General features: G+C 63.2%; 24 protein-coding genes, 5 tRNA genes and 1 pseudogene. 7 read left to right on the forward strand and 23 right to left on the reverse strand.

The window, feature by feature from the left end:
• Positions 1 to 46 precede the first annotated feature (46 nt).
• From GFD21_RS02825 to GFD21_RS02865, 9 genes and pseudogenes are all read right to left on the reverse strand, one after another.
• Complete coding sequence (locus tag GFD21_RS02825; protein ID WP_163196397.1) at positions 47 to 1,348, reverse strand: Na+/H+ antiporter NhaA; 1,302 nt, start codon at positions 1,346 to 1,348, stop codon at positions 47 to 49.
• A gap of 109 nt (positions 1,349 to 1,457) precedes the next feature.
• A tRNA-Arg gene (locus tag GFD21_RS02830) sits at positions 1,458 to 1,531 on the reverse strand.
• A 32-nt stretch (positions 1,532 to 1,563) separates the two neighbouring features.
• Positions 1,564 to 1,640: transfer RNA gene (locus GFD21_RS02835), tRNA-Arg, on the reverse strand.
• A 32-nt stretch (positions 1,641 to 1,672) separates the two neighbouring features.
• Positions 1,673 to 1,749: transfer RNA gene (locus GFD21_RS02840), tRNA-Arg, on the reverse strand.
• Between the two features lie 97 nt (positions 1,750 to 1,846).
• Complete coding sequence (locus tag GFD21_RS02845) at positions 1,847 to 2,080, reverse strand: hypothetical protein (RefSeq protein WP_163196398.1); 234 nt, start codon at positions 2,078 to 2,080, stop codon at positions 1,847 to 1,849.
• A tRNA-OTHER gene (locus GFD21_RS02850) sits at positions 2,056 to 2,177 on the reverse strand. The genes GFD21_RS02845 and GFD21_RS02850 overlap by 25 nt, the downstream gene beginning before the upstream one ends.
• 92 nt (positions 2,178 to 2,269) lie before the next feature.
• Positions 2,270 to 3,262: pseudogene (clpX, locus tag GFD21_RS11395) on the reverse strand (ATP-dependent Clp protease ATP-binding subunit ClpX); the annotation flags it as partial.
• 195 nt (positions 3,263 to 3,457) lie between these two features.
• Positions 3,458 to 4,159, reverse strand: coding sequence for an ATP-dependent Clp protease proteolytic subunit (locus tag GFD21_RS02860; protein ID WP_163196399.1), 702 nt, complete (start codon positions 4,157 to 4,159; stop codon positions 3,458 to 3,460).
• 5 nt (positions 4,160 to 4,164) lie between these two features.
• Positions 4,165 to 4,782 (reverse strand): ATP-dependent Clp protease proteolytic subunit, encoded by a 618-nt coding sequence (locus GFD21_RS02865; protein WP_318643726.1) that lies wholly within the window; start codon positions 4,780 to 4,782, stop codon positions 4,165 to 4,167.
• Between the two features lie 228 nt (positions 4,783 to 5,010).
• Between GFD21_RS02865 and GFD21_RS02870 the strand changes: the two genes are divergently transcribed.
• Positions 5,011 to 5,400, forward strand: coding sequence for a DUF1304 domain-containing protein (locus tag GFD21_RS02870; RefSeq protein ID WP_163196400.1), 390 nt, complete (start codon positions 5,011 to 5,013; stop codon positions 5,398 to 5,400).
• Between the two features lie 460 nt (positions 5,401 to 5,860).
• A tRNA-Pro gene (locus GFD21_RS02875) sits at positions 5,861 to 5,937 on the forward strand.
• A gap of 263 nt (positions 5,938 to 6,200) precedes the next feature.
• Here the strand turns inward: GFD21_RS02875 and GFD21_RS11035 are convergent.
• The 13 genes from GFD21_RS11035 to GFD21_RS02935 all read right to left on the reverse strand — a co-directional run bounded on the left by GFD21_RS11035 (position 6,201) and on the right by GFD21_RS02935 (position 14,112).
• Positions 6,201 to 6,956 carry a hypothetical protein gene (locus GFD21_RS11035; RefSeq protein ID WP_225431549.1) on the reverse strand — a complete coding sequence of 252 codons (756 nt, stop codon included), beginning with the start codon at positions 6,954 to 6,956 and terminating at the stop codon, positions 6,201 to 6,203.
• A complete protein-coding gene (locus GFD21_RS11235) occupies positions 6,953 to 7,087 on the reverse strand; it encodes a hypothetical protein (RefSeq protein ID WP_263862630.1) in 135 nt (44 codons plus the stop codon). The genes GFD21_RS11035 and GFD21_RS11235 overlap by 4 nt, the downstream gene beginning before the upstream one ends.
• Positions 7,080 to 7,490: a hypothetical protein gene (locus GFD21_RS02885; RefSeq protein ID WP_163196401.1), complete on the reverse strand. Its 411-nt coding sequence runs from the start codon at positions 7,488 to 7,490 to the stop codon at positions 7,080 to 7,082. The genes GFD21_RS11235 and GFD21_RS02885 overlap by 8 nt, the downstream gene beginning before the upstream one ends.
• Positions 7,487 to 7,906: a hypothetical protein gene (locus GFD21_RS02890; protein ID WP_163196402.1), complete on the reverse strand. Its 420-nt coding sequence runs from the start codon at positions 7,904 to 7,906 to the stop codon at positions 7,487 to 7,489. Before GFD21_RS02890 ends, GFD21_RS02885 begins: the two co-directional genes overlap by 4 nt.
• Entirely contained in the window at positions 7,893 to 10,226 is a 2,334-nt protein-coding gene (locus GFD21_RS11330) for a bifunctional DNA primase/polymerase (RefSeq protein WP_163196403.1), read from the reverse strand. The genes GFD21_RS02890 and GFD21_RS11330 overlap by 14 nt, the downstream gene beginning before the upstream one ends.
• 104 nt (positions 10,227 to 10,330) lie before the next feature.
• The gene (locus tag GFD21_RS02900) at positions 10,331 to 11,032 is read right to left on the reverse strand and encodes a hypothetical protein (protein WP_163196404.1); all 702 of its coding nucleotides are present in this window, start codon (positions 11,030 to 11,032) and stop codon (positions 10,331 to 10,333) included.
• Between the two features lie 13 nt (positions 11,033 to 11,045).
• On the reverse strand, positions 11,046 to 11,984 hold the full coding sequence (locus GFD21_RS02905) for a hypothetical protein (protein ID WP_163196405.1): 939 nt from the start codon (positions 11,982 to 11,984) through the stop codon (positions 11,046 to 11,048).
• A complete protein-coding gene (locus GFD21_RS02910; RefSeq protein WP_163196406.1) occupies positions 11,981 to 12,322 on the reverse strand; it encodes a hypothetical protein in 342 nt (113 codons plus the stop codon). Before GFD21_RS02910 ends, GFD21_RS02905 begins: the two co-directional genes overlap by 4 nt.
• Positions 12,319 to 12,477 carry a hypothetical protein gene (locus tag GFD21_RS02915; RefSeq protein WP_163196407.1) on the reverse strand — a complete coding sequence of 53 codons (159 nt, stop codon included), beginning with the start codon at positions 12,475 to 12,477 and terminating at the stop codon, positions 12,319 to 12,321. The genes GFD21_RS02910 and GFD21_RS02915 overlap by 4 nt, the downstream gene beginning before the upstream one ends.
• Positions 12,474 to 12,884, reverse strand: coding sequence for a hypothetical protein (locus GFD21_RS02920; protein WP_191996814.1), 411 nt, complete (start codon positions 12,882 to 12,884; stop codon positions 12,474 to 12,476). The genes GFD21_RS02915 and GFD21_RS02920 overlap by 4 nt, the downstream gene beginning before the upstream one ends.
• Positions 12,885 to 13,046: 162 nt before the next feature.
• Positions 13,047 to 13,460: a helix-turn-helix transcriptional regulator gene (locus tag GFD21_RS10945; RefSeq protein WP_191996815.1), complete on the reverse strand. Its 414-nt coding sequence runs from the start codon at positions 13,458 to 13,460 to the stop codon at positions 13,047 to 13,049.
• A gap of 24 nt (positions 13,461 to 13,484) precedes the next feature.
• The gene (locus GFD21_RS02930; RefSeq protein ID WP_163196408.1) at positions 13,485 to 13,835 is read right to left on the reverse strand and encodes a hypothetical protein; all 351 of its coding nucleotides are present in this window, start codon (positions 13,833 to 13,835) and stop codon (positions 13,485 to 13,487) included.
• Positions 13,813 to 14,112: a hypothetical protein gene (locus GFD21_RS02935; protein ID WP_163196409.1), complete on the reverse strand. Its 300-nt coding sequence runs from the start codon at positions 14,110 to 14,112 to the stop codon at positions 13,813 to 13,815. The genes GFD21_RS02930 and GFD21_RS02935 overlap by 23 nt, the downstream gene beginning before the upstream one ends.
• A 176-nt stretch (positions 14,113 to 14,288) precedes the next feature.
• On the opposite strand from GFD21_RS02935, the gene GFD21_RS02940 reads away from it, so the two are divergent.
• From GFD21_RS02940 to GFD21_RS02950, 3 genes are all read left to right on the forward strand, one after another.
• Positions 14,289 to 14,828, forward strand: a complete 540-nt coding sequence (locus tag GFD21_RS02940) for a hypothetical protein (RefSeq protein WP_163196410.1) — start codon at positions 14,289 to 14,291, stop codon at positions 14,826 to 14,828.
• 6 nt (positions 14,829 to 14,834) lie between these two features.
• On the forward strand, positions 14,835 to 16,250 hold the full coding sequence (locus GFD21_RS02945; RefSeq protein ID WP_163196411.1) for a tyrosine-type recombinase/integrase: 1,416 nt from the start codon (positions 14,835 to 14,837) through the stop codon (positions 16,248 to 16,250).
• A gap of 439 nt (positions 16,251 to 16,689) precedes the next feature.
• Complete coding sequence (locus tag GFD21_RS02950) at positions 16,690 to 17,022, forward strand: HNH endonuclease (RefSeq protein WP_163196412.1); 333 nt, start codon at positions 16,690 to 16,692, stop codon at positions 17,020 to 17,022.
• A 105-nt stretch (positions 17,023 to 17,127) separates the two neighbouring features.
• Here the strand turns inward: GFD21_RS02950 and GFD21_RS02955 are convergent, their stop codons facing one another.
• On the reverse strand, positions 17,128 to 18,057 hold the full coding sequence (locus tag GFD21_RS02955) for a restriction endonuclease (RefSeq protein ID WP_163196413.1): 930 nt from the start codon (positions 18,055 to 18,057) through the stop codon (positions 17,128 to 17,130).
• Positions 18,058 to 18,093: 36 nt separating this feature from the next.
• On the opposite strand from GFD21_RS02955, the gene GFD21_RS02960 reads away from it, so the two are divergent.
• Positions 18,094 to 18,312: a hypothetical protein gene (locus GFD21_RS02960; RefSeq protein WP_163196414.1), complete on the forward strand. Its 219-nt coding sequence runs from the start codon at positions 18,094 to 18,096 to the stop codon at positions 18,310 to 18,312.
• Entirely contained in the window at positions 18,284 to 19,732 is a 1,449-nt protein-coding gene (locus GFD21_RS02965) for a terminase (protein WP_163196415.1), read from the forward strand. The genes GFD21_RS02960 and GFD21_RS02965 overlap by 29 nt, the downstream gene beginning before the upstream one ends.
• Positions 19,733 to 19,737: the final 5 nt, after the last annotated feature.

Genomic DNA, 19,737 nt, shown 5'->3' on the forward strand with positions numbered 1-19,737 from the left:
CCTCGCCCCGGGCTCGTCGGCACGGGAGCACACAACGAATCGCGGATCAGTCGTTTACGGTGACGGACCGTCCCGCGGCGGCCTCACGCTCGTAGCGCTTCGACTGACGGCTCAGCAGCACGCCGGAGATCGCGGCGGCGATGAGCGAGCCGACGAGCACGCCGAATCTTGCCTCGGCGGACAGCTCGGGATTGTCGTAGGCGAGGGAGGCGATGAGAAACGAAACGGTGAAGCCGATGCCGCACGCGCAGGCGGCCGGGAACATGTCACGCACGCGCAGACCCTTCGCCATCTTCAGACCGCCCACGTGCGTGGAAAGCCATGCGGTGGCCATGATGCCCAACGGCTTGCCGACGACCAACGCGACGATCAGCGCGATGACCAGCGGCGAAAGCATAAGCCCCGGCGTGAGCGATTCGAAATGCACTCCGGTGGCGAACAGGGCGAACACCGGCAGGGCGAGCAGCGCGGAGAACGGCTGAAGCTTGCCCGCATACCGTTCGGCGCGCGGGGTGGGCTCGCCGTGCACCTCACGCGCCGGGGTGAGCAGACCGACGAGCACACCGGCGAGCGTGGGGTGCACGCCGGCTTCGAACATCATCACCCAGGCGAGGATCCCGACCACGGCGACGCATGGCCACGGCACACGCTTCAGACGCACGAGGCACGCCCAGGCGGCCGCGCATGCGGCGATGCCGATGAACCAATACCATGCGTTGAGCGCGGAGAAGAACACGGCGATCAGGATGATGGCGAGCAGGTCGTCGACGGTGGCGAGCGTCATGAGGAACGCGCGGATCGAACCGGGCAGCGCCTTGGCGAACAGGGCGAGCACCGCAAGGGAGAACGCGATGTCCGTGGCGGTGGGCACGGCCCAGCCGCGGGCCATCTCACCGAACGGAATCTCACTGCCGGTGGTGGTGAGCACGAGGTCGCCTGCCGGACCGGGACCGTATTGCGCCAGCAGGGCGGTGACGGCGACGAACAGGATGGGCGGGGTGATCATGCCTCCCACGGCGCACAGCATCGGCACGGCCGCCGCCTTCGGATTGGCGAGCGAACCGGTGGTGAGTTCCTGTTTCAGGTCGAGTCCGACGGTGAGGAAGAAGATGGTGAGCAGGCCGTCCTGCGCCCAATGGCCGATGGGCAGGTCGAGATTGGTGTGTGGCACCGCGATATGCGTTTCGGTGATGGCCTCGAACAGATGCGCGGTGGCCGGCAGGTTCGCCAGAACCAGACCGACCAACGCGAAGGACAGCATGATGAGTCCGGACAGACGGTCCGAGGCGGCGACGCGACGAATCGCGGACCACGCTCCCCCGCCGCGCGTGTTGTTCTGCGACGACATACGGCCTCCCCCGCTCTTCTCGGCCATGCGTCATGCCGGTTCGGACGGCATGCGCGATAATGGCGGAATTGGAAAAGCCCCTGTCACATACGTGAGAGGGGCTTTATCGTGCGCCGGACAGGATTCGAACCTGCGACCTGCTGATCCGTAGTCAGCTGCTCTAATCCGCTGGGCTACCGGCGCATACCGCTTGTTTAACCTCGTGCGGCACGAGGTGGTGCGCCGGACAGGATTCGAACCTGCGACCTGCTGATCCGTAGTCAGCTGCTCTAATCCGCTGGGCTACCGGCGCATACCGCTTGTTTAACCTCGTGCGGCACGAGGTGGTGCGCCGGACAGGATTCGAACCTGCGACCTGCTGATCCGTAGTCAGCTGCTCTAATCCGCTGGGCTACCGGCGCATGCTGTCGTTTTGACAACTCGACATATATTACACACCCTTCCGCGATATGCAAGCCGGCGTGTCACACCGGCGTGTCGCAGTGGATGCGGGCGGCGTCATGCGGCCCTGCGCCCACGCACGGAACGCATCTCCTGCGTATCCACACCGCCGGACCGCACCATCTTCGGCACCCCCGCACCGGTGACGGACGCCTTGTCGACGATCACCTGCGTCACGTCGGGCATGCTGGGCAGCTGGAACATCGTGTCCTGCAACGTGCGTTCGATGATCGCACGCAGGCCACGCGCCCCCGTCCCCTGCCGGATGGCGGTGGCGGCGATCGCCCGCACCGCCTCGCGCGTGAACGCGAGGTCCACGCCGTCCACGGCGAACAGCTTCATGTACTGCTTGACGAGCGCGTTGCTCGGCCGGGTGAGCACCGCCGCCAGATCGGCCTCGGTGAGCTCGTCGAGCACGCTGATCACGGGCAGACGCCCGATGAATTCCGGCAGGAGACCGAATTCGGCGAGATCGTCGGCCGTCACCTGCTTGAGCAGGTCCTCGTCGGGGACCTCATGGTCGCGCCAGGACGCGGAGAACCCGCTCTCCCGCGCCCCAAGCCTCGTCCTGATGATGTCGGCGAGCCCCACGAACGCGCCGCCGCAGACGAACAGGATGCCGCGTGTGTCGATCGGCACGGTCTCGAGCTCACGATGCTTGCGCGTGCCTTCGACGGGCACCGACGCGATCGTCCCCTCCAGGATCTTGAGCAGCGCCTGCTGCACGCCCTCGCCGGACACGTCGCGCGTGATGGACGTGTTCTCGCCGCTCTTGCGCGCGATCTTGTCGATCTCGTCGATGTAGACGATGCCGTGCTCGGCCTTCGACACGTCGCCGTCCGCCGCCTGGATGAGACGCTGGAGCACGGTCTCCACGTCATCGCCCACATAGCCGGCCTCGGTGAGCGTGGTCGCGTCCGTGATGACGAACGGCACGTTCATGACCTTCGCGAGCGTCTGCGCGAGATACGTCTTGCCCACGCCCGTCGGCCCCATGAGCAGGATGTTCGATTTGGCGACCTCGACATCGGCGAGCGGATCGCGCCGGGAACGGCCGAGCGAACGGGCGTGCATGTCGCCGAGCCTACCCGCCTGTTCCTCGAGCTCCATGTTGACGCGCTTATAGTGGTTGTACACCGCCACGGACAGCGCCCGCTTCGTGTCCTGCTGGCCGATCACGTACTTGTCGAGGTAGGCGTTGATCTGCACGGGCTTGGGCAAGGCGAGCGCGTTGACCCCGGCCTCCTTGCGACGTTCGTCGGAGATGATGCCGACGCACAGCTCTATGCATTCGTCGCAGATGGCGGCCCCCTGGCCGGTGACGAGCTTGCGGACCTGATGCTCGGTCTTGCCGCAGAACGTGCAGGTCGGCACCTCGTCGTTGTAGCTCACCACACGCCCCATCGCATTCTCCTTGACCGTTCGTTTCCATGACGTCCGCAAACGGTGTCGCTCCGGACGCCGACATGTCATATACGGCTGCACGACACGGTTGCGGCCTCGCGCGCCAAGCCTTCCGCATCGCCCGGATTACAGATTACCCCCGGCGCGACACGACCGGGGGTAATGGAATGTGAAGAATCGGATGCCTGGAGACGTGACGTCTCCGGACATCCGATCACATCCCGGCATCACGATCGGATCGACGGCGCCGAGACGCAGCCGATGTCACTGGCGATGCTCGAGCACCTCGTCGACGATGCCGTATTCCTTCGCCTCGTTCGCGGTCAGGAACGTGTCGACTTCGATGTCCTTGCGGATCTTCTCGACGTCCTGGCCGGTGTGCTTGGCGAGCGTGTTCTCGAGCCATTCACGCATGCGCAGCATCTCGCGCGCCTGGATCTCGATCTCGGTGGCCTTGCCGAAGCCCTGGTCGATGGCCGGCTGGTGGATGAGCACGCGCGCGTTCGGCAGCATGAGGCGCTTGCCCTTGGTGCCGGCGGCGAGCAGGATCGCGGCGGCGGAGGCGGCCTGGCCGAGGCACACGGTCTGCACGTCGGGCTTGATGTACTGCATCGTGTCGTAGATGGCCGTCATGGCGGTCATCGAGCCGCCGGGCGAGTTGATGTACATCATCACGTCGCGGTTCGGATCCTGGGATTCGAGCACGAGCAGCTGCGCCATGATGTCGTCGGCGGAGGTGTCGTCCACCTGCACGCCCATGAAGATGATGCGGTCCTCGAACAGGCGCGTGTACGGGTCCTGCCTCTTGAAGCCGTACGGGGTCTTCTCCTCGAACTGCGGCAGGATGTAACGGTTCTGCGGTGCGAACGCGTCCTCGCGGCGGGCCGACGGCATGAACCCGACGACGCCGGCGGGACCGGCCAGGCGGTCGGCGCGGGCGGCGAACTTCGCTTCCTCTGATGCCATGCTGCTCACTCTCCCTTCGTCATCGAATCGTGCGTGGTGATGATCTTGTCCACGAAACCGTACTCGAGCGCCTGCTGGGCGGTGAACCAGTGGTCGTACTCGTTGTCGCGGTAGATCTCCTCGACCGTGTGGCCGGTCTGCTCGGCGGTCAACTCGCTCATGGTCTTCTTCATGTCCATGATGAGCTCGGCGTTGATACGCACATCGGTGGTGGTGCCGCCGATGCCGCCGGACGGCTGGTGCATGAGCACGCGGGCGTGCGAGGTCAGGAAACGCTTGCCCTTCGTGCCGGAGCTCAGCAGGAACTGGCCCATCGAGGCGCACAGGCCCAGACCCACGGTCGCCACGTCCGGCTCGATGAGCTGCATCGTGTCGTAGATGGCCATGCCGGCGGTGATGGAACCACCGGGCGAGTTGATGTACAGCCAGATGTCCTTCTTCGGATCCTCGGCGGCCAGCATGAGCATCTGCGCGCAGATGCGGTTGGCCATATCGTCCTTGACCTCTTCACCCATCCAGATGATGCGGTCCTTGAGGAGCCGGTTGAAGACCGGGTCGGCGAATCCGGCGGAGGGCGCGTCATCGCCCGCCATGGCCGGCAGGGTTGCAAGAGTGTTGCTCACCATATTCTCCATTTCGAATACTGTCATAAACAAGTGTCAAGCCTACCGCCTTCAAGCGACGGAAGCCGCATTTTCGCCCGATTTGCGCTCACTGCGTATGCTTGGGACGGCTCTCCTCGACCGGATCACCGGAAAGAGCCGATCCGTCCAGGGGATCGGGACGGCCGACCGTTCGACGAGGAACTTGCTACCGTATATGTGTTTTGTTCATAGGGAAAGGAAATGCCCATGTTTGTCGTGTCGTGCGCGTTCGCGCTTCTTGCCGGACTGTTCCATGTTCTGATCTTCATCATGGAATCGTTCCGATGGACCGATCCGAAAACGATGAAGGCCTTCTCCATCGCTTCGGAGCATGAAGCCGAGGCGACAAAGGAAATGGCCTACAACCAGGGCTTCTACAACCTGTTTCTCGGCATCATGGCCTTGGGCGGCGCGGTGTCCGCCCTCGCCGGACAGCACACCGTCGGCGTGACGCTCATGGCCGCGGGAACCGCATCCATGACTCTTGCCTCCCTGGTGCTGTTCACCGGCAGTCCGGACAAGCGCGGTGCCGCCATGAAGCAGTTCGCTTTCCCGGCGCTCACCCTGCTGTTCCTGCTGTTGTCTGTGGTTCTGTAGACATCCCGCGGGCGAATGCACCAGGCAATACGAGAACGAACCGCGGTCGATGATGCGAATGCGACGGCAATGACGTCGCCCGTATCACCCATCGGGAAAGACGCTCGATGCAGCCGATGTCGGATCTGCAGATCGGGTTGAAAGCGGCGGTGCCCGCATGGCCGAAAGAGAAAAGACACGCCGGACCACAACCGCGGTTTGCGTTTTGCAAAACGTCTGGTAGATTATTCGACTGTTGCAAATGCAGCATCGGCTCATAGCGCAGCTTGGTAGCGCACTTGACTGGGGGTCAAGGGGTTACCCAGTCGATCTGGGTGGCACCTGACCTGAGGTCTACTGCCAACTGGGCTGAGGACCAACGGCGAAAGCCGTATAATTTAAGACAGACACGATTAGACACGATGACGGTAACACCTCCGGTGTTTTTCCCGCTCAGACACGACGTGAATAATCAGTCATTCGGACCATAGCGCAGTTTGGTAGCGCACTTGACTGGGGGTCAAGGGGTCGCGGGTTCAAATCCCGCTGGTCCGACCAGAAAGCCCGGAATTTCAACGATTCCGGGCTTTTTCGTTTCCGTCGGCTCCCCTGTTTTGGGCCTCTCAGACACGATTCAGACACGATTCAGACACGATTTTCGGACACGACCAGACACGACGTCCCCATGACACGCCTCGAATCACCGGCATGTCGCGGTCTCGCCCGGCGACTTTCCTTATCCGATTCCGGCGACTTTTCACAACTTCTACATAAGCGGCCCCGCTCTCCCATCAGGGGGAACGGGGCCGCTTTCGTCGTTCTCATCCGGCTCTTCGACGCAGCAGTGGCACGATGCTGCTGAGCGTGACGTGACCGTATTGGTCGGGCGTGAGCCGTTTCTGGTGGATCCACGTGCGGATGGTCGCCGCCGGCAGGCGGATGCCGGCTCTCGCGCATTCCCGGCTCAGCTGCTTGGGCGTGCCCTTCTTCTCGGAATGGGCAAGCCTGTCGAGCAGTCGGTCGGCCACATAAGTGCGGTTTACCTGCGCGCCACACGTCCTGCATTCGCCCATGTTGGCTCGGGGCTCTCCCCAGACGACGCCGTGCTCGCAGAACGGGCACGCGCCGAACGCCACCCGCGTGACCGGCGGATCCACCATGCGATTGACCTTCCGGGCCGTGTCGGTGATGTCCCTCCACCATTCGCGCGCGTCCGGGGCCGTGAGCAGTGGCTTGTCGTCCTTGAGGATGCCGCGCACGAGTTCGGGTATGCCGGCGGTCCTGCGCGTGGCCGGCGGGCATCCGCATTGCAGGGCGGCGAGCCGTATCAGCTGTTCGGTCTCGCAGTACAGCTCCCATGCCTGTTCGCGGATGAGCAGCGGCGCGTGCGCCGACCTGCTGCGCACGCCGGTACGGTCGGTGTCGCCGGTGCCGGCCTGGCGTGCGGCGATCAGCAGCAGGGCCGGCGTGTCCACGCCGATGGAGCCCAACGCCTCGCGGAACCGTCTGGTGCATCCGGCGCACACGTTCAGCCCGCCCGCATGCTTGCCGTCACTGTTGACGCAGTATCGGGTCATGGCCGCATCTCCTTCGCGTTGCTCAGGTGCTGGTGGAGCTGGATGCGTCTGTCGGTGTCCCAACCGCACGAGCACCACCAGTGGAATCCGTCTTCGCCGTATTCGGTGACGATGAGATGCCGCTCACTCATGGGCGTCTCCCTCGATGCGGTCGGCGTAGCGGACGTGCTCCTGCATGACGCTCAGCGAGGTGAAGTCATGGCCGCACGAGCAGATGAACACCCTGCCTTGTTTGGCGGTGTCCACGAGCCGGTGCGCCATCAGGGGGCGGGGTGCCTGGAATGATGCGACGGGCATGATGGTGGCTTTCTCTTCGAGATGGGTGAGGAACTGCTGGGGGCTGCGGGTCTTGTATCCGCACGTGCATTCGCGCGTGGTACCGGCGGCGGTGCCGAACCCGCTCGTGGTGGCCGGCTGGCGCAGGAACTGGATGGCCGCCGGGTAGACGCGGCGCAGCCGGTGGTGCGTGGTCTCCGGCACGGGTGTGACGCGCGGCCGGGGCCTCGCGTGGCGTCGGGGTTGGATGATGCTCATGATGGTCGCCTCCAAAGGTCGGTGAATTGCCGGACCTCTTCGTCCGGCAAACGGATGTTCGGGTTCCAGCGTTCCGCCGCCCGCCGTTTGGGCGGTGTGAACGGCTTCATGCTGATCGGAGCTCGATGGCACTCGTGGATGGCGAGATATTCGCCGTCCGGGCTGATGCCCCGCGCCCCGCATGGATCCCGTAGCGAGAACAGGCCGCTGGTGCCGTGGCGGATGATGCGGGTGAACCCACGGCCGAGGATGATGGCCGTGGTCAGGTCCTCCGCCGTGAGGATTCCGGGATCGTACCGCTCCCATATGGGTCCCTGTTCGTCCGAGGCGACCCATTCCCGGCATCCCTCGCAGCGTCTGGCCTTCAGCCGGCCCGCGCACAGGTGCTTGAGCCATGGAGGTTTACGCCTGGGCATGACCACCTCCCAGCTGTCGGTTGACACTGCGCCATATCGTCTCCAGCTCCGAATCCTTCAAGCCACTGGCGTGGCCGCGCGCATACAGGTCGTCGCGGATCCTTACGGCGTTGTCAGGATGGTTCGCGAGCCGGCCATACGCCCACCGATGCAGGGTGTCGTTGCGTGAGCCGGGCGCGACCGGTGTCATGTCGGGCTCGTTCCGCACGCTCTTGCCGGCCATGCGCGTGGACCGGTACCGGGTACGCATCATCACCGGCCGTGCCCCATCCGGCCTCACGGTGGTGGTTTCGCCTTCCACGTAGCCGTGCGCCTTCAACCACGCGACCATCGCCGGCGGCATCACGGGCGGCTCCCCGTCAGGCAGGTCGAGCAGCCGGTACTTTCCGCCGTCGTCCAGCACCGAGCCGGCGCCGATGACGTACCCCTTGCCCTCGCAACGAATATCCACGGGAGCGCCGGTCAGATGCACGCCGTTCTTCAACCGGCCCTTGAGCTCGTCGGGGATGAGGTAGTAGGCGTGAACGCTGGTCAGGTTGTGGCGTTCGCCCGTGGGCGTGGACACCAAGTAGGTGCGCGGGAAGCCCTCGCCGCCGTATTCGCCGATCTCGCGGTTGAACACGTCCCATCCGGTCGGCACATCCGCAAGCACATTGCCGGCCTTATCCTTGGCCACGTCGAGGTCGATAATCGCCATACCTTGCGAGGGGATGACTGCATACGCATTGCCACCGCCGGGGACTTGCGTGGATCCTGCGGGCAAATCCTTCGCCTTCTGCCAGTCGTAGGATTTCTTCCCCTCGGTGACTGCGGCGAAGTTGACGGGATAACCGGCCTCGTCCGGCGTGACCGTGGCCGCGCCCTCGATGGGTTGCGGCGGTGCCGGCACCGAATCTTCGACGGCTTGGTTGATGTCGCGTTCGCTCTTGGACCGGTAGACCGCGAACACCTTCTCGTCCGCCACCACCAGCACTCGTGCCACCTTGCCGTCCACGCGCTTGCACGTGGATTCCAGGCCGAGCTTGGTCACACTGTTGCGGTGTGTGGCCGATGAGGCGTAGTACGGGTTATCGCCGCTGACCGCATAGCCGACCGTGATGATCTGGTCCACGATCCACTGCTCATGCTCGCTCAAATCGTCGCCGGAGCCGATCGCCACATCATCCCACGGCTTGTCTGACTGCTCCCACAACCTGCATGAGGCCATGAGGAACGGCACCGCCCCATGCTCGGCGCGGAACGCCAGCAGGTCGCGGAACTCGTGTTCGGCCCGGTTGTCACGCATCCTGACGAACACGCGCCGGCGCTTCAGCGCTTCGGTGTTCGCCATGATGACGGGGTTGTTCGACGCGATGATGAACGTCGCCTTGTTGCGGAAGCTCACCGTGTTCTCCTGGATGCGCCGGGCCGCCATCGTGTCACCCGTGCCGATCTTCTTCAAGAGAGTGGCCTGTTCGAGGGTGATGATGTCCGCGTCCTCGTCGTACGCCCACAATGCGCCGATGAGCTTCAGCATCTCCTGATCGGTGGCGAACCCGCCCGCGCCCTTCGCGCCACCCAACAGGGTCTTCGCGTTCACCGCCGCGCTCAGGCCGGGAAACGATTTGTTCAACGCGCCCAGGAGGATGCCCTTGCCGTTACCGCCGCCACCATACAAGACATAGAACAGGTGCTTGTACGCCTCCAACAACGGGGTCGCGAACATGCGGCCCAAGTTCTGCGCGCTGTGCTCGTCGGCCGTCACGAACCGCAGGAACCGGCCGGCCTCGGCCACGAGGTCGTCGTCGTACGCCTCGGTCAGGCTGATCTCGAACGGATCCGCGAACACCGGGTCTCCGGGCGCCAGACGGCGCACGCGCCCGTCGAGACGGTAGAACGCCATGTTCGAGAACTTCACGCCGTGCCTGACGCGCCCCTTGAGTTTGGAGCACTCGACGCGCATCTGCACGTTCCACGGCAGGTACACCTTGTTCGCGCCCTTGACGTGGTACTCGTCCTCGATTGAGCCGATCGCATGCCACGAGTCCAAGAGTCGGTTCTCGCCGGTCTCGTCAACGTCGCGCACGTAGAGGGTGCGCCCGTCCTCGCCGAGCAGCATCGACCCGTTGCGGAAGTCCCACAGGGCCTTCGCGTACCCGTCATCGAAATACGGCTGGTTCTTGTTCATCTCGTTGCGCGGCACGGTGACGCTTTGGCCGAGCCGGTCGAAGAACGTGTGCTTCCAGTCGTCCTCGGTCACGCGCATGCCCATGAGCACGCGTGCCACATGACTGGGCCCGTTCGGGATGACCGAACAGTGGTGGGTGTAGGGGACGTTCACGGTTTGCCTCCCTCCATCGGGCGGTAACGGAATGATTGCAGTGCCCGCCGCGCCTATCGCATGCGCGGCGACCGCTTGGCTACGGTACGGGCTGTACGGGGATGTCAGGACTCGGGTTCGAGCGCCGATTCGACCTGGGCGACGCTCAGGCCGAGGAATCCGGCGATCTCCGATGCGCTGCGGCCTGTGGCGGCGAGCTGGCGGATCTGCTGCTCGTTCACCGGCGGCTGCGCCGGCGTGAACACGGGCTGCTGCGGCTGAACGGGCTGTGCGGGCTGCTGAAACGCGGCCGGTTGCTGTGGGGCCGGTGCCGGCTCCTGCATGACGTCGGCGAGTTGGGCGGCGTTGGGCTGGAGCTCGTAGCTGTAGAGCTTGGGCGGGTTCCAGCCGCGCTTCTTGGCCTCGCCGTTCGCGCTGTACGTGACGGTGAACCGGTCGCCGACATGCGGCATGTCGCGCGCGACCCTACGGCTGGCGTTACGTAGCGCCCCGATGTTCTTGCCCTTGACGTACACCGCGCGCACGCCGTCGTCACCGGGGATCATGGGGTCGTGCTGCTCGGTGGCGATGTGCACGACGATCTGCATCATGGGCTGGCCGTTGTCGAAGAACTTCGGCGCGCCCGTGTCGATGTCGTGCTGCTGCTGGGCGTCGATGCTTTTGACGATGCCTGACGCCGTGGTGCCGATGGGGTCGTCCTTGCCGATTGCGGACGGGATGCCGCCCGACATGACTTGCGCAAGCGACGGCAGCGGGTCCGCCGAAGGTGCGAAGCCGGGCGTGGGGTTGGGTTGTGCTGCGAACATGGGTTGCTCCTATCTACTGTTCGGTGTTCTCGGTTTCGTTGTGTTGCGGGTAGCGTGCCTCGACGAGTGGCGTGAGCTTCGTCCACCGCTCCGGTATCCCTGCCGCGGGCCCGGCGAGCTCGGGGATGGCGTTCATGTGGTCGGGCGTCCATGTGCCGCAGTCGAAGCAGTGGCCTGTGGACTTGGGCAGCGAGCGGATCCACGCATCACGCACGTCGGTGCCGTCGGATTGCTCGATGAGGTCCATGAACGTGACCATGAGCTGCGCGCGTGTCAGCGCCCACAGTCCGGGTTTCGGGTCGAAGCGCATCTGCACCGGCAGCGCGTCGGCGAGGCTCAGGCCGTTGCGTGGCAGGAAGTAGATGCACATGTGCTCCACCTGTTCGCCCTCGCGTTCCAGTCCGATGCCGTAGAGGCTGGCCTGGCACAGGTAGGTCTGGGAGGGCCCGTGCGCCTTGACGGTCTTCAACGTGGTGGAGCCGACGATCTTCCAATCCGCGGTGCACGCGTGCTCCCGGTCGTACAGGTCGATGGATCCGTGCACGTCGTAACCGCCGGCGAGCCCGTGGATGCTGCCGACGGTGACGCGTTTCTCGGTCTCGAAGCGCCGGTGCTTCATATCGGGGTCGAAGCCCTGCTTGTTCAGGCTGTCGAACGTCTTCTCGAAGCGCTGGTGCACGCAGGTACCGACGAACGGGAGCCATGCCGCGCCCTTGTGCTGCGTCCAGCCGGCGAGCTTCGCGCCGAGGCAGCGCAGGCAGTCCGTGCCCAGTTCGCTGGGACCGACCTCGCGTTGCAGCGAGCGCGGAGCGGTGGCGATGTTGGTTTCGATGATTTCGCGGATCTCCGGCCACAATGCCGGCTCCTCGCGCAATCCCCGGTACGTGCCGTCATTGCTTTGCGGCGCGGACGGGGCGCCGTTCAGGACGGCGAGCACGTCAGCGGCGCTCATTTGACCACCACACCGGGCTTGTCTCGCTTGAGCAGCGGGGCGACGGCCAGTTCGCCGAGCTCCTTGCGCGCCTTGGCGAGGTTGGGCTTCACGTCGTAGAACGTGGGGTGCGTGGCCGCCGGGTACTTGGCCTCGAACGCTTTCGCGTCGATGCGTTGGCTTCCGGCCTTGACCTGCACCTTGAGGTCGCCGGCCTCGTAGGTTCCCGCAGGCCATGCCTCGATGATGCCGGTCTTGATGGCTTCGATCTCGGTCTTGCGGGCGTCGATCTCGGCTTGCAGGTCGATGATGCGCCTCGCTTGGTCGGCGAGCGCCGTGTACTTGTCGGTGGCGGTCATGGTCGGTTCCTTTCCTCGGTGTTGATGGGGACCACTCCGGTGGAGTGTGAGCGTCTGTCGTGGCGGTGTTCGCGGCAGACGCGGTAGGCGTTGTCGGCGTCGGTGGGCTTGTTGAGGGGGCCGCAGGTGCGGCAGCGAGGCAGGTAGCGTCTCATTCGGTCTCTTTTTTCGGTTGGTCGGGGCCGAGCGGAAGTCCGTCGTTGAGGATGAGGGCGAACGTGCCGAGGGTCATCATCACGAGCTGTCGGCTTTGGCCTTCTCGGGTGGTGATGCCGATGCCGGGGCGTTTCTGAATGACCACGCCGATGAGAGCGTCGTCGTTGCCGCGTTCCGTCTCGGCTTCGGCGAGATGCTTGGACACGTTCATCTTCGAGGTGTTCTTGCATTCGACGACGACCCTGTGGCCTTGATAGCGGATGCCGCTCAGGTCGCCGCGGTCCTTGACGCCGTTGGATCGGCGCCGTTCGATGGTGTCGGTGCTGAGTGCCCAGTTGAGGTATTCGGCGGTCTTGGCCTCCATGAGGGCGCCTGCCTGGCGGGCCGTCCGTCGTGTTCTCGTCATCGTTGTCCTTTCGTCTGGGGTGCGGGCGGTTCTTGGGCTTGGCGTTCCTGATAGGCCTTCATCTGGGCGAGGCGTTTGGCCCGGTTGCGTTCGTAGTGGTCGCGCGCGTATGCGCGTTCGCGTTCTCGCACGTCGGGGTCGAGCCGTCGGATGCGTTGCCGTTCACGGGCGCGTGCCTTGCGTTCCTCCGGCGTCATGCCGGTTTTGCGGTCGGGTGGGCGCGCCTGTATCGGTGTCAGCCCTGCGCGGCATGCGGCGATGAACTCGTCGTCGCTGGTCTCGTCGTCGTAGACGAAGCTCTTCCGGGTCCTCATGGCGTGTTCCCTCTCGGGCTTCGCCGGCCGATTGGTAGATGTTCTCGCTGAGGCATCGGATGATCTCCTCCTTCGGGTAGTGGACGGTGCGGCCGATCTTGACAAACCGGGGCCCGACGCCCATCGACCGCCATCGGGCGAGGGTGCCGATCTTGATGCCGCTGCATTCGGCGACCTCCATTGGCGTGTTCATCGGCTTGAGGTTCGCGATGAGCTCCGCAAGGGGTTCCGCGGCTTCGGCGCCGGCGTCGTTGCTGTTCATGGGGCTTCCTTGCCTTGATGGGGTCTACACGAACATCTCGTTATGCGGACGCGTGTCGTCATTGCGTTCGCAATCGATATGCGTTGCGAGCGCGGAAGACGCGGTTAGCACGAGCACATCGCCGTACATGCTCAGGATCATGCCGGCGAGCGCCATCTCGGTCTCGCTGCTGTCGAGTTCGGCCTTGACGCTGACCTCGCGTTCGCCTACGGCCACGGTGCCGAAGTCGCGTGGCTCGTCGCCTTCGCGGTGTGCGGTGATGTGCACGAGGATGGGGCGTTCGTCGTTCTCCACCGCGTCGTGGAGCGCGAGCATGTTTTGGATGTGCACCGTCTTCGAGAGTACGGTGGGGTTAGCGAGAGAGGTGGGATCCATGATGGTTTCCTTTCTTGATTCGGGTTGAGGGCTGCGGCCTGTTGGTCTTCGAGCCGTTGGTCTCGGGGCGGTTGTCGGCCGGCTTGGACTCGACGGCCTTGCGGTTCACGGTCTTCATCGCTTCCGCGATGAGGACGAGCGGATCGCAGCCGGCCTCGGCGGTGATCACGAAGAACGTCTTGAGGCTGACGTCGCCGGACTCAAGTCGGTTCTTCACGGTGTTACGGTCGATGTGCATGACTCTCGCCAGCGAGGTCATCGTCATGCCCTTGGTCATGGCGACCTTGATATGAAGAGTGCGGGTAACTTCGGCTGCAAGCTCCGTTGCTTTTGCGTTGTTCATGGAATATGTCTACCAGCTTTCCTGTTGTGTACGCAACGGGATTGTAGTCTTTTTGTGGCACATGCTAAAGAAATTTAGCATTTGCGGCGTTTCTCTGTTAAGGTTGTTGCATGGGAAATTCAAACTATATAGAACAGTTCATAGAGAGCATCCTCGGTTCTGACTACGTAGGACCGGTGGATTCAACCCCGGCTGGATTTGCCTCGCATGCGGTCCTACAGCGCATGGTCAAGCACTCAAGCCACGGATACACGGCCATAGAGCGGGCCACCGACGGAGAGGTCAAGTACAACCGCGTACGCGACATCTGCATCGGCCAGAAAGCCCCCGCCAAAGTGTCCGAGGTCATCGCGATGGCCAGAGCGTGCGGTCAGGAGCCGCTGGAGATTTTCTACCGGATAACCGGGCTGGAGAACAACTCCCGGAACATCTGGGAGGCGGAAGAGCCGGGTGAGGACGTGCTGAACGAGTGGATGAACCACTTCGACCGGTACACGCTCTTCGACGAGAGCGAACGCCGCGCCTGCGGCTTCGAGCCCGTCCGCAACGACATCATCAAAGAGTTTTCGGGCGACGACGTGGTGGTCGGCACGTACGGCAAGGACGGCAAGACCTACGCGTTCACCGCACGAATACGGATGGAAGGATAAACCGACATGGCAAGGGTCTTCATCGACGACCGGTGGCTCAAAACCGCCGAGGACGGCACCCCTCCCAGCGCCAGCGCCACGAAGGCGCTCGCCAACGCCAAGGACCCCATGCGGGCGAAGGTGCCGAAGAAGTGGCGCACGAGTCTGTACGGCACCGGCAAAAGATGGCGCTGCCGCTGGTATGTCCTCGACGATGACGGCACCAAGCAGCAGAAGAGCCGGGCATTCGACATGCTGGGCGACGCCGAGGAGTTCGCCGCCGCGCTTGAGGATGATGTACGCCGCGGGCGTTACATCGACCCGGATGGCGGCGACAAGATGTTCTCCAAGGTCGCCGACTTGTGGATCGATACCAAAATCGACGTGAAGGAAAGCACGCTGCTGCGCTACAAACGCGAATTGCGGGTCTACATCAAGCCCAAGTGGGGCGACAAGATGCTGCGCGAAATCACGCGCGGCGACCTGCAACGCTGGGTCAACTCGCTCACTGTCGGCAACTATCCCGCCGAACTGCCCAACGAGCGCAGCCCCCGCCCGCTGGCGGCGCGTTCCATCCGCAACATCGTCAAGGTCGTCATGGCGGGCATCCTCGACTACGCGGTGGAGAACAAGTGGATTCTCGACAATCCGGCCCGCTCGGTCAAATTGCCCAAGGCCGTCGTCAAGGACGACGACATGGTGTTCCTCACAATCGGAGAGGTGGAAGCCATCGCCAAGGCGGCCACAAGCATCGGCCGTGATATGGACGGACTGCTCGTGCGCTTTCAGGCGGCGGTCGGCACCCGCATCAACGAGGCGCTGGCCTTGCAGGTGCAGGACCTCAACCTCAAGAAGGGCACCGCGAGGATCCGCCGCACATGGACGCGCAACCTCGACAACAAGAGAGAGCTCGGCACCCCCAAGAACGGCGAGGCCCGAACCGTCGCCATCCCCGACTTCCTCATCGAACCACTCCAGAAGCAGGTCGCCGGCTGCAAGAAGGACGACTTCGTGTTCCGCGCCCCGCGCGGCGGAGCCATCGACGACGGCAACTGGCGCACCCGCATCTGGAGCAAGGTCATGGACAACCTCGGCATGAAGGACGAAGGCGTGACCATCCACTCGCTGCGCCACACGTACGCGAGCATCGCCATCGCCAACGGTGCCGACGTCAAGACGCTGCAGAAACAGCTCGGCCACGCCACTGCTACCATGACCCTCGACATCTACGCCGCCCTATGGCCCGACAAGCTCGACAGCGTGGCCCACGCCGTCAGCCAGGCATGGCAGGAGCACAACGCCAAGCCGAAGAACGAGCAGGGAACGGAAGACGAGATTGACCAGCCGAAGAAGGCGGAAGCTGAAACCAAAAAGGCCGAAGCCAAGAAAACCGGCAAGGGGAAAACCGACAAGCCGCCCGTGGAACTGGAACAAGCCGCATAGGCAGTAACGTCAGCTACCGAATACGCCGTTACGTCCCAAACCGTTGGAACATCAACGTTCCAACACAGGGCGTAACGGCGTAACACGTATAACGGCACCAATACACCCCACGCCGACACCACGCCCTATAGGAATACCCGTTACACCCGTTACGGCGTTACAGAAGAAGAGCAAACCAAGACGAATGGCGGGATTACCGCTGAAGCGGACACTGCCAACCATCCGATACACCCCGCTACAGGACCTGCCGAAATATCTAGTCCCGCTTATGCCGGTTGTGAAAAACGCTAAACGCGGCAAAAATGATAGTGTTGCCAATCACTCGAAGCACGAGAGGCAACCCACAAGACCTGAGGCCACGAGCCTCCACCAACCCCCACGGCCTTTCCTCCTTTCTCCGTGGGGGTTCCCTTATAACCGGCCACATCGGAAGGAACCCATGGGCAAGCCACGAGGCAACCCCAGATACGCCAACGGCGCTCGCCGGCGGGCCGTACGCAGACGAGTCCTCGCCGCCTACGATGTGTGCCACATCTGCGGCAAGCCCGTCGACAAGGGCCTGCCCGCACGGGATCCGTGGAGCGCCGAAGTGGACGAGCTGCTGCCGGTGTCGAAGGGCGGAAGCCCGTACGAGTTCCGCAACTGCAAGCTGTCGCATCGAGCATGCAACGAGCTGAGGAGCAACAGGAGCATCGAATGGGCAAGACAAGCCATGCGCGGCGAGTCCGGAGTCAAGGCGACCTCGGTGCCGTTCCGCACATCGACATGGTGAACCACATCGCTCAACACCGTGGGGAGGGCACCCTGCCGGCCGGCTCCGGGCGCACCCCAGTGTCATAGCGCCGCGCTCTCCCCGAAATTTTTTCCCAAGCGCAAGTCAGTAGTTGAATGTGGGTGGAAGTTGCCAAGCGCTAATCATAATCTCGCCTGTCTGAGAAGCATGGGAGCGCTTCCCCTCAATCAGTGCTGGGAGATCAATGCGTCGCTCAAGGACTGCTGCTATATCAGGACCGTCCATTAACAGCACATTTGGCCTCCGGGCTCCTGAATTGTGAATTGCTCGGTCAGTAAAGCCATTCATTGAAATAAGCAATCCGAGTGTGTTATCCAGCTTGCTGCCGACCTTTTCGGCGAAAACCGTAACATCAGGCTTGTCGATTTTTCCGCTATGCCATTTAGCCTCCAGAAGGAAGTTCGTGTTATTCAGGACGAATGCTCCATCAATCTGTTCTCCATCGATCTTGTATGAACCACGAGACTCAATGTCGAACGCATCGAACAACTTCGGTAAGAACTGCTCAAGGGCGTAACCCTTTTCTTGAGCTGTCTTCTTGGTGATTTTCTGGAAATCAGCATTCAGAGCTTTCAATGACGCGTCCATATTGGCCTTGCCGATAAGACGTTCTGCATAACGGCGTTTGTTTTCTTCCGCAATGCGCCGTTGCTCATCCTGCTGAATCAGAGGTTTGAGCAGATTTCGGAATGAATCAAGCTGACGAACACCTTCAGCATACTTCTGCTCACCGGTATCTTTGACCTTTTTCAGCCACGTCGGATCTGACAAACCAGCTGTGGAGATAGCAAGCCGACGCAGGTCATCACCAAAGATGGCTTGCTTCTGGGCCATACCGTCGATTAGCTGGCCAAGAATGACGCGCTTCGGGTCGTCCCAATCGAGTTGAGCGATTAGCTTGCTGCTGATTCCGCAGTTCATCAGAAAGTGTTTCAAATCGTTCTTGTACCAGAACGCCGACAGCAGCGTCTCTTTGAGGGCGATAATCACTTCGGGTCTAAGCGCTTGAGTCATGCAACCCAGTATAAGAATCACGAAGGGCAAGACGTGATGAATGATGAGTACCTGACTTTGCTGCGTCGTACGTTGAAGCGGTTGGAGCAGGCGGTGTTCGACTTGGATACGCCGCCGCGTGACTTGGCGGCGCTTTCCAGACGTCTGCTTGAAGTGAGCCGTGAGATCGAGCGGCTGGAGGGGCGGGACGGCGGAGATAAGCCGTCGGTGGCGGTGGAGGTTGAGGATGACCGGTTCGACGAGGAGGCTGTCTGACGTAGCCCGGCACGTGGTGCTGCCGAAGGGCATCGTCTCGACTGGCTGGCCGAAGGTCAAGGCCCAGGCCCGTATGTGCGGCATCGAGTATGACGACTGGCAGGACGGCCTCGGCCGCTGCATGCTCGGCAAGCAGAGCAACGGCTTGTATGCGGCGGGCATCGGCGGCGTGGTCATCTCGATTTGCCGGCAGGTGGGCAAGACGTTCACCATCGGCACGATGATTGTGATGCTGTGCATTCTGGGCGATTACCCACTCAAGGTCCTGTGGACCGCACATCGCAGCCGTACCAGTGACGAGACGTTCAAGTTCATGTGCGCGCTGGCGAAGAAGCCAGCCATAGCCCGCTACGTTGACGGCGAACCCCGCCGAGCGAACGGACAGCAGGAGATCGCGTTCACGAACGGGTCGCGCATCCTGTTCGGAGCTCGTGAGAACGGTTTCGGCCGAGGATTCGACAACGTGGATATCGAGGTGTTCGACGAGGCGCAGATACTGGGCGAACGCGCGCTGGATGACATGGTTCCCGCCACCAACGCGGCCCGCAACCCGCTGATTATCTACATGGGCACGCCGCCCAAACCAAGCGACCCCAGCGAAGTGTTTTCCACTCGTCGGCACGACGCGCTGCATGGCGAGAGCGACGACACCCTGTATGTGGAGTTCAGCGCCGACCGAGACGCCGATCCCGAGGACCGCGAGCAGTGGCGCAAGGCGAACCCATCGTATCCAGCACGGACCGGCGAGACGGCCATCCTGCGCATGAAGAAGAACCTCGGCGAGGACAGCTTCCGGCGCGAGGGACTGGGGATATGGGACGAGACCGCGGCATCGAGCGTCATCGACCCCGAACTGTGGAGGAACGGCGAAGTCAGCGAGCGCGAGGACGGCGGCGTGACGTCGTTTGGGCTGGATATGCCGCCCGACCGCAGCGCGCTGGCAATCGGTGCGTGCATGAAGTACCCGGATGGTTCGGCGCATGTGGAGTTGGCGGAATACCGTGACACGCATCGTGACGGCGTGGCGTGGGCTGCCGATTGGGTCAAGGCCCGGTGGTCGCGTACCGCGTGTGTGGCGATCGATGCTCAGTCGCCGGCCATGGTGTTGTTGTCGGAGCTGAAGGCGCGGCATGTGCCGGTGAAGATCGTAACTGCGAACGAGATGGGTCAGGCGTGCGGCCGGATCCTCGACCTGATACAGGCCGGCATGCTGCATCATCTGCCCGACGGCGACCAGCCGCAGCTGGCGAAGGCCGTGGCGAACGTGACCACCAGACCTATCGGGCGCAGCGGTGCGTTCGGGTGGAACAAGACCGGCAACGATATAGACATCAGCCCTTTGGTGGCCGTGACCGTCGCCACGCAGGGCGCGTGGACGACACGGCGCAGGCCGGGGCGCAGGCAACGGGTAATGAGGTGAAGCAC

The sequence above is a fragment of the Bifidobacterium platyrrhinorum genome, from assembly GCF_010667645.1.
GTDB lineage: Bacteria > Actinomycetota > Actinomycetes > Actinomycetales > Bifidobacteriaceae > Bifidobacterium > Bifidobacterium platyrrhinorum.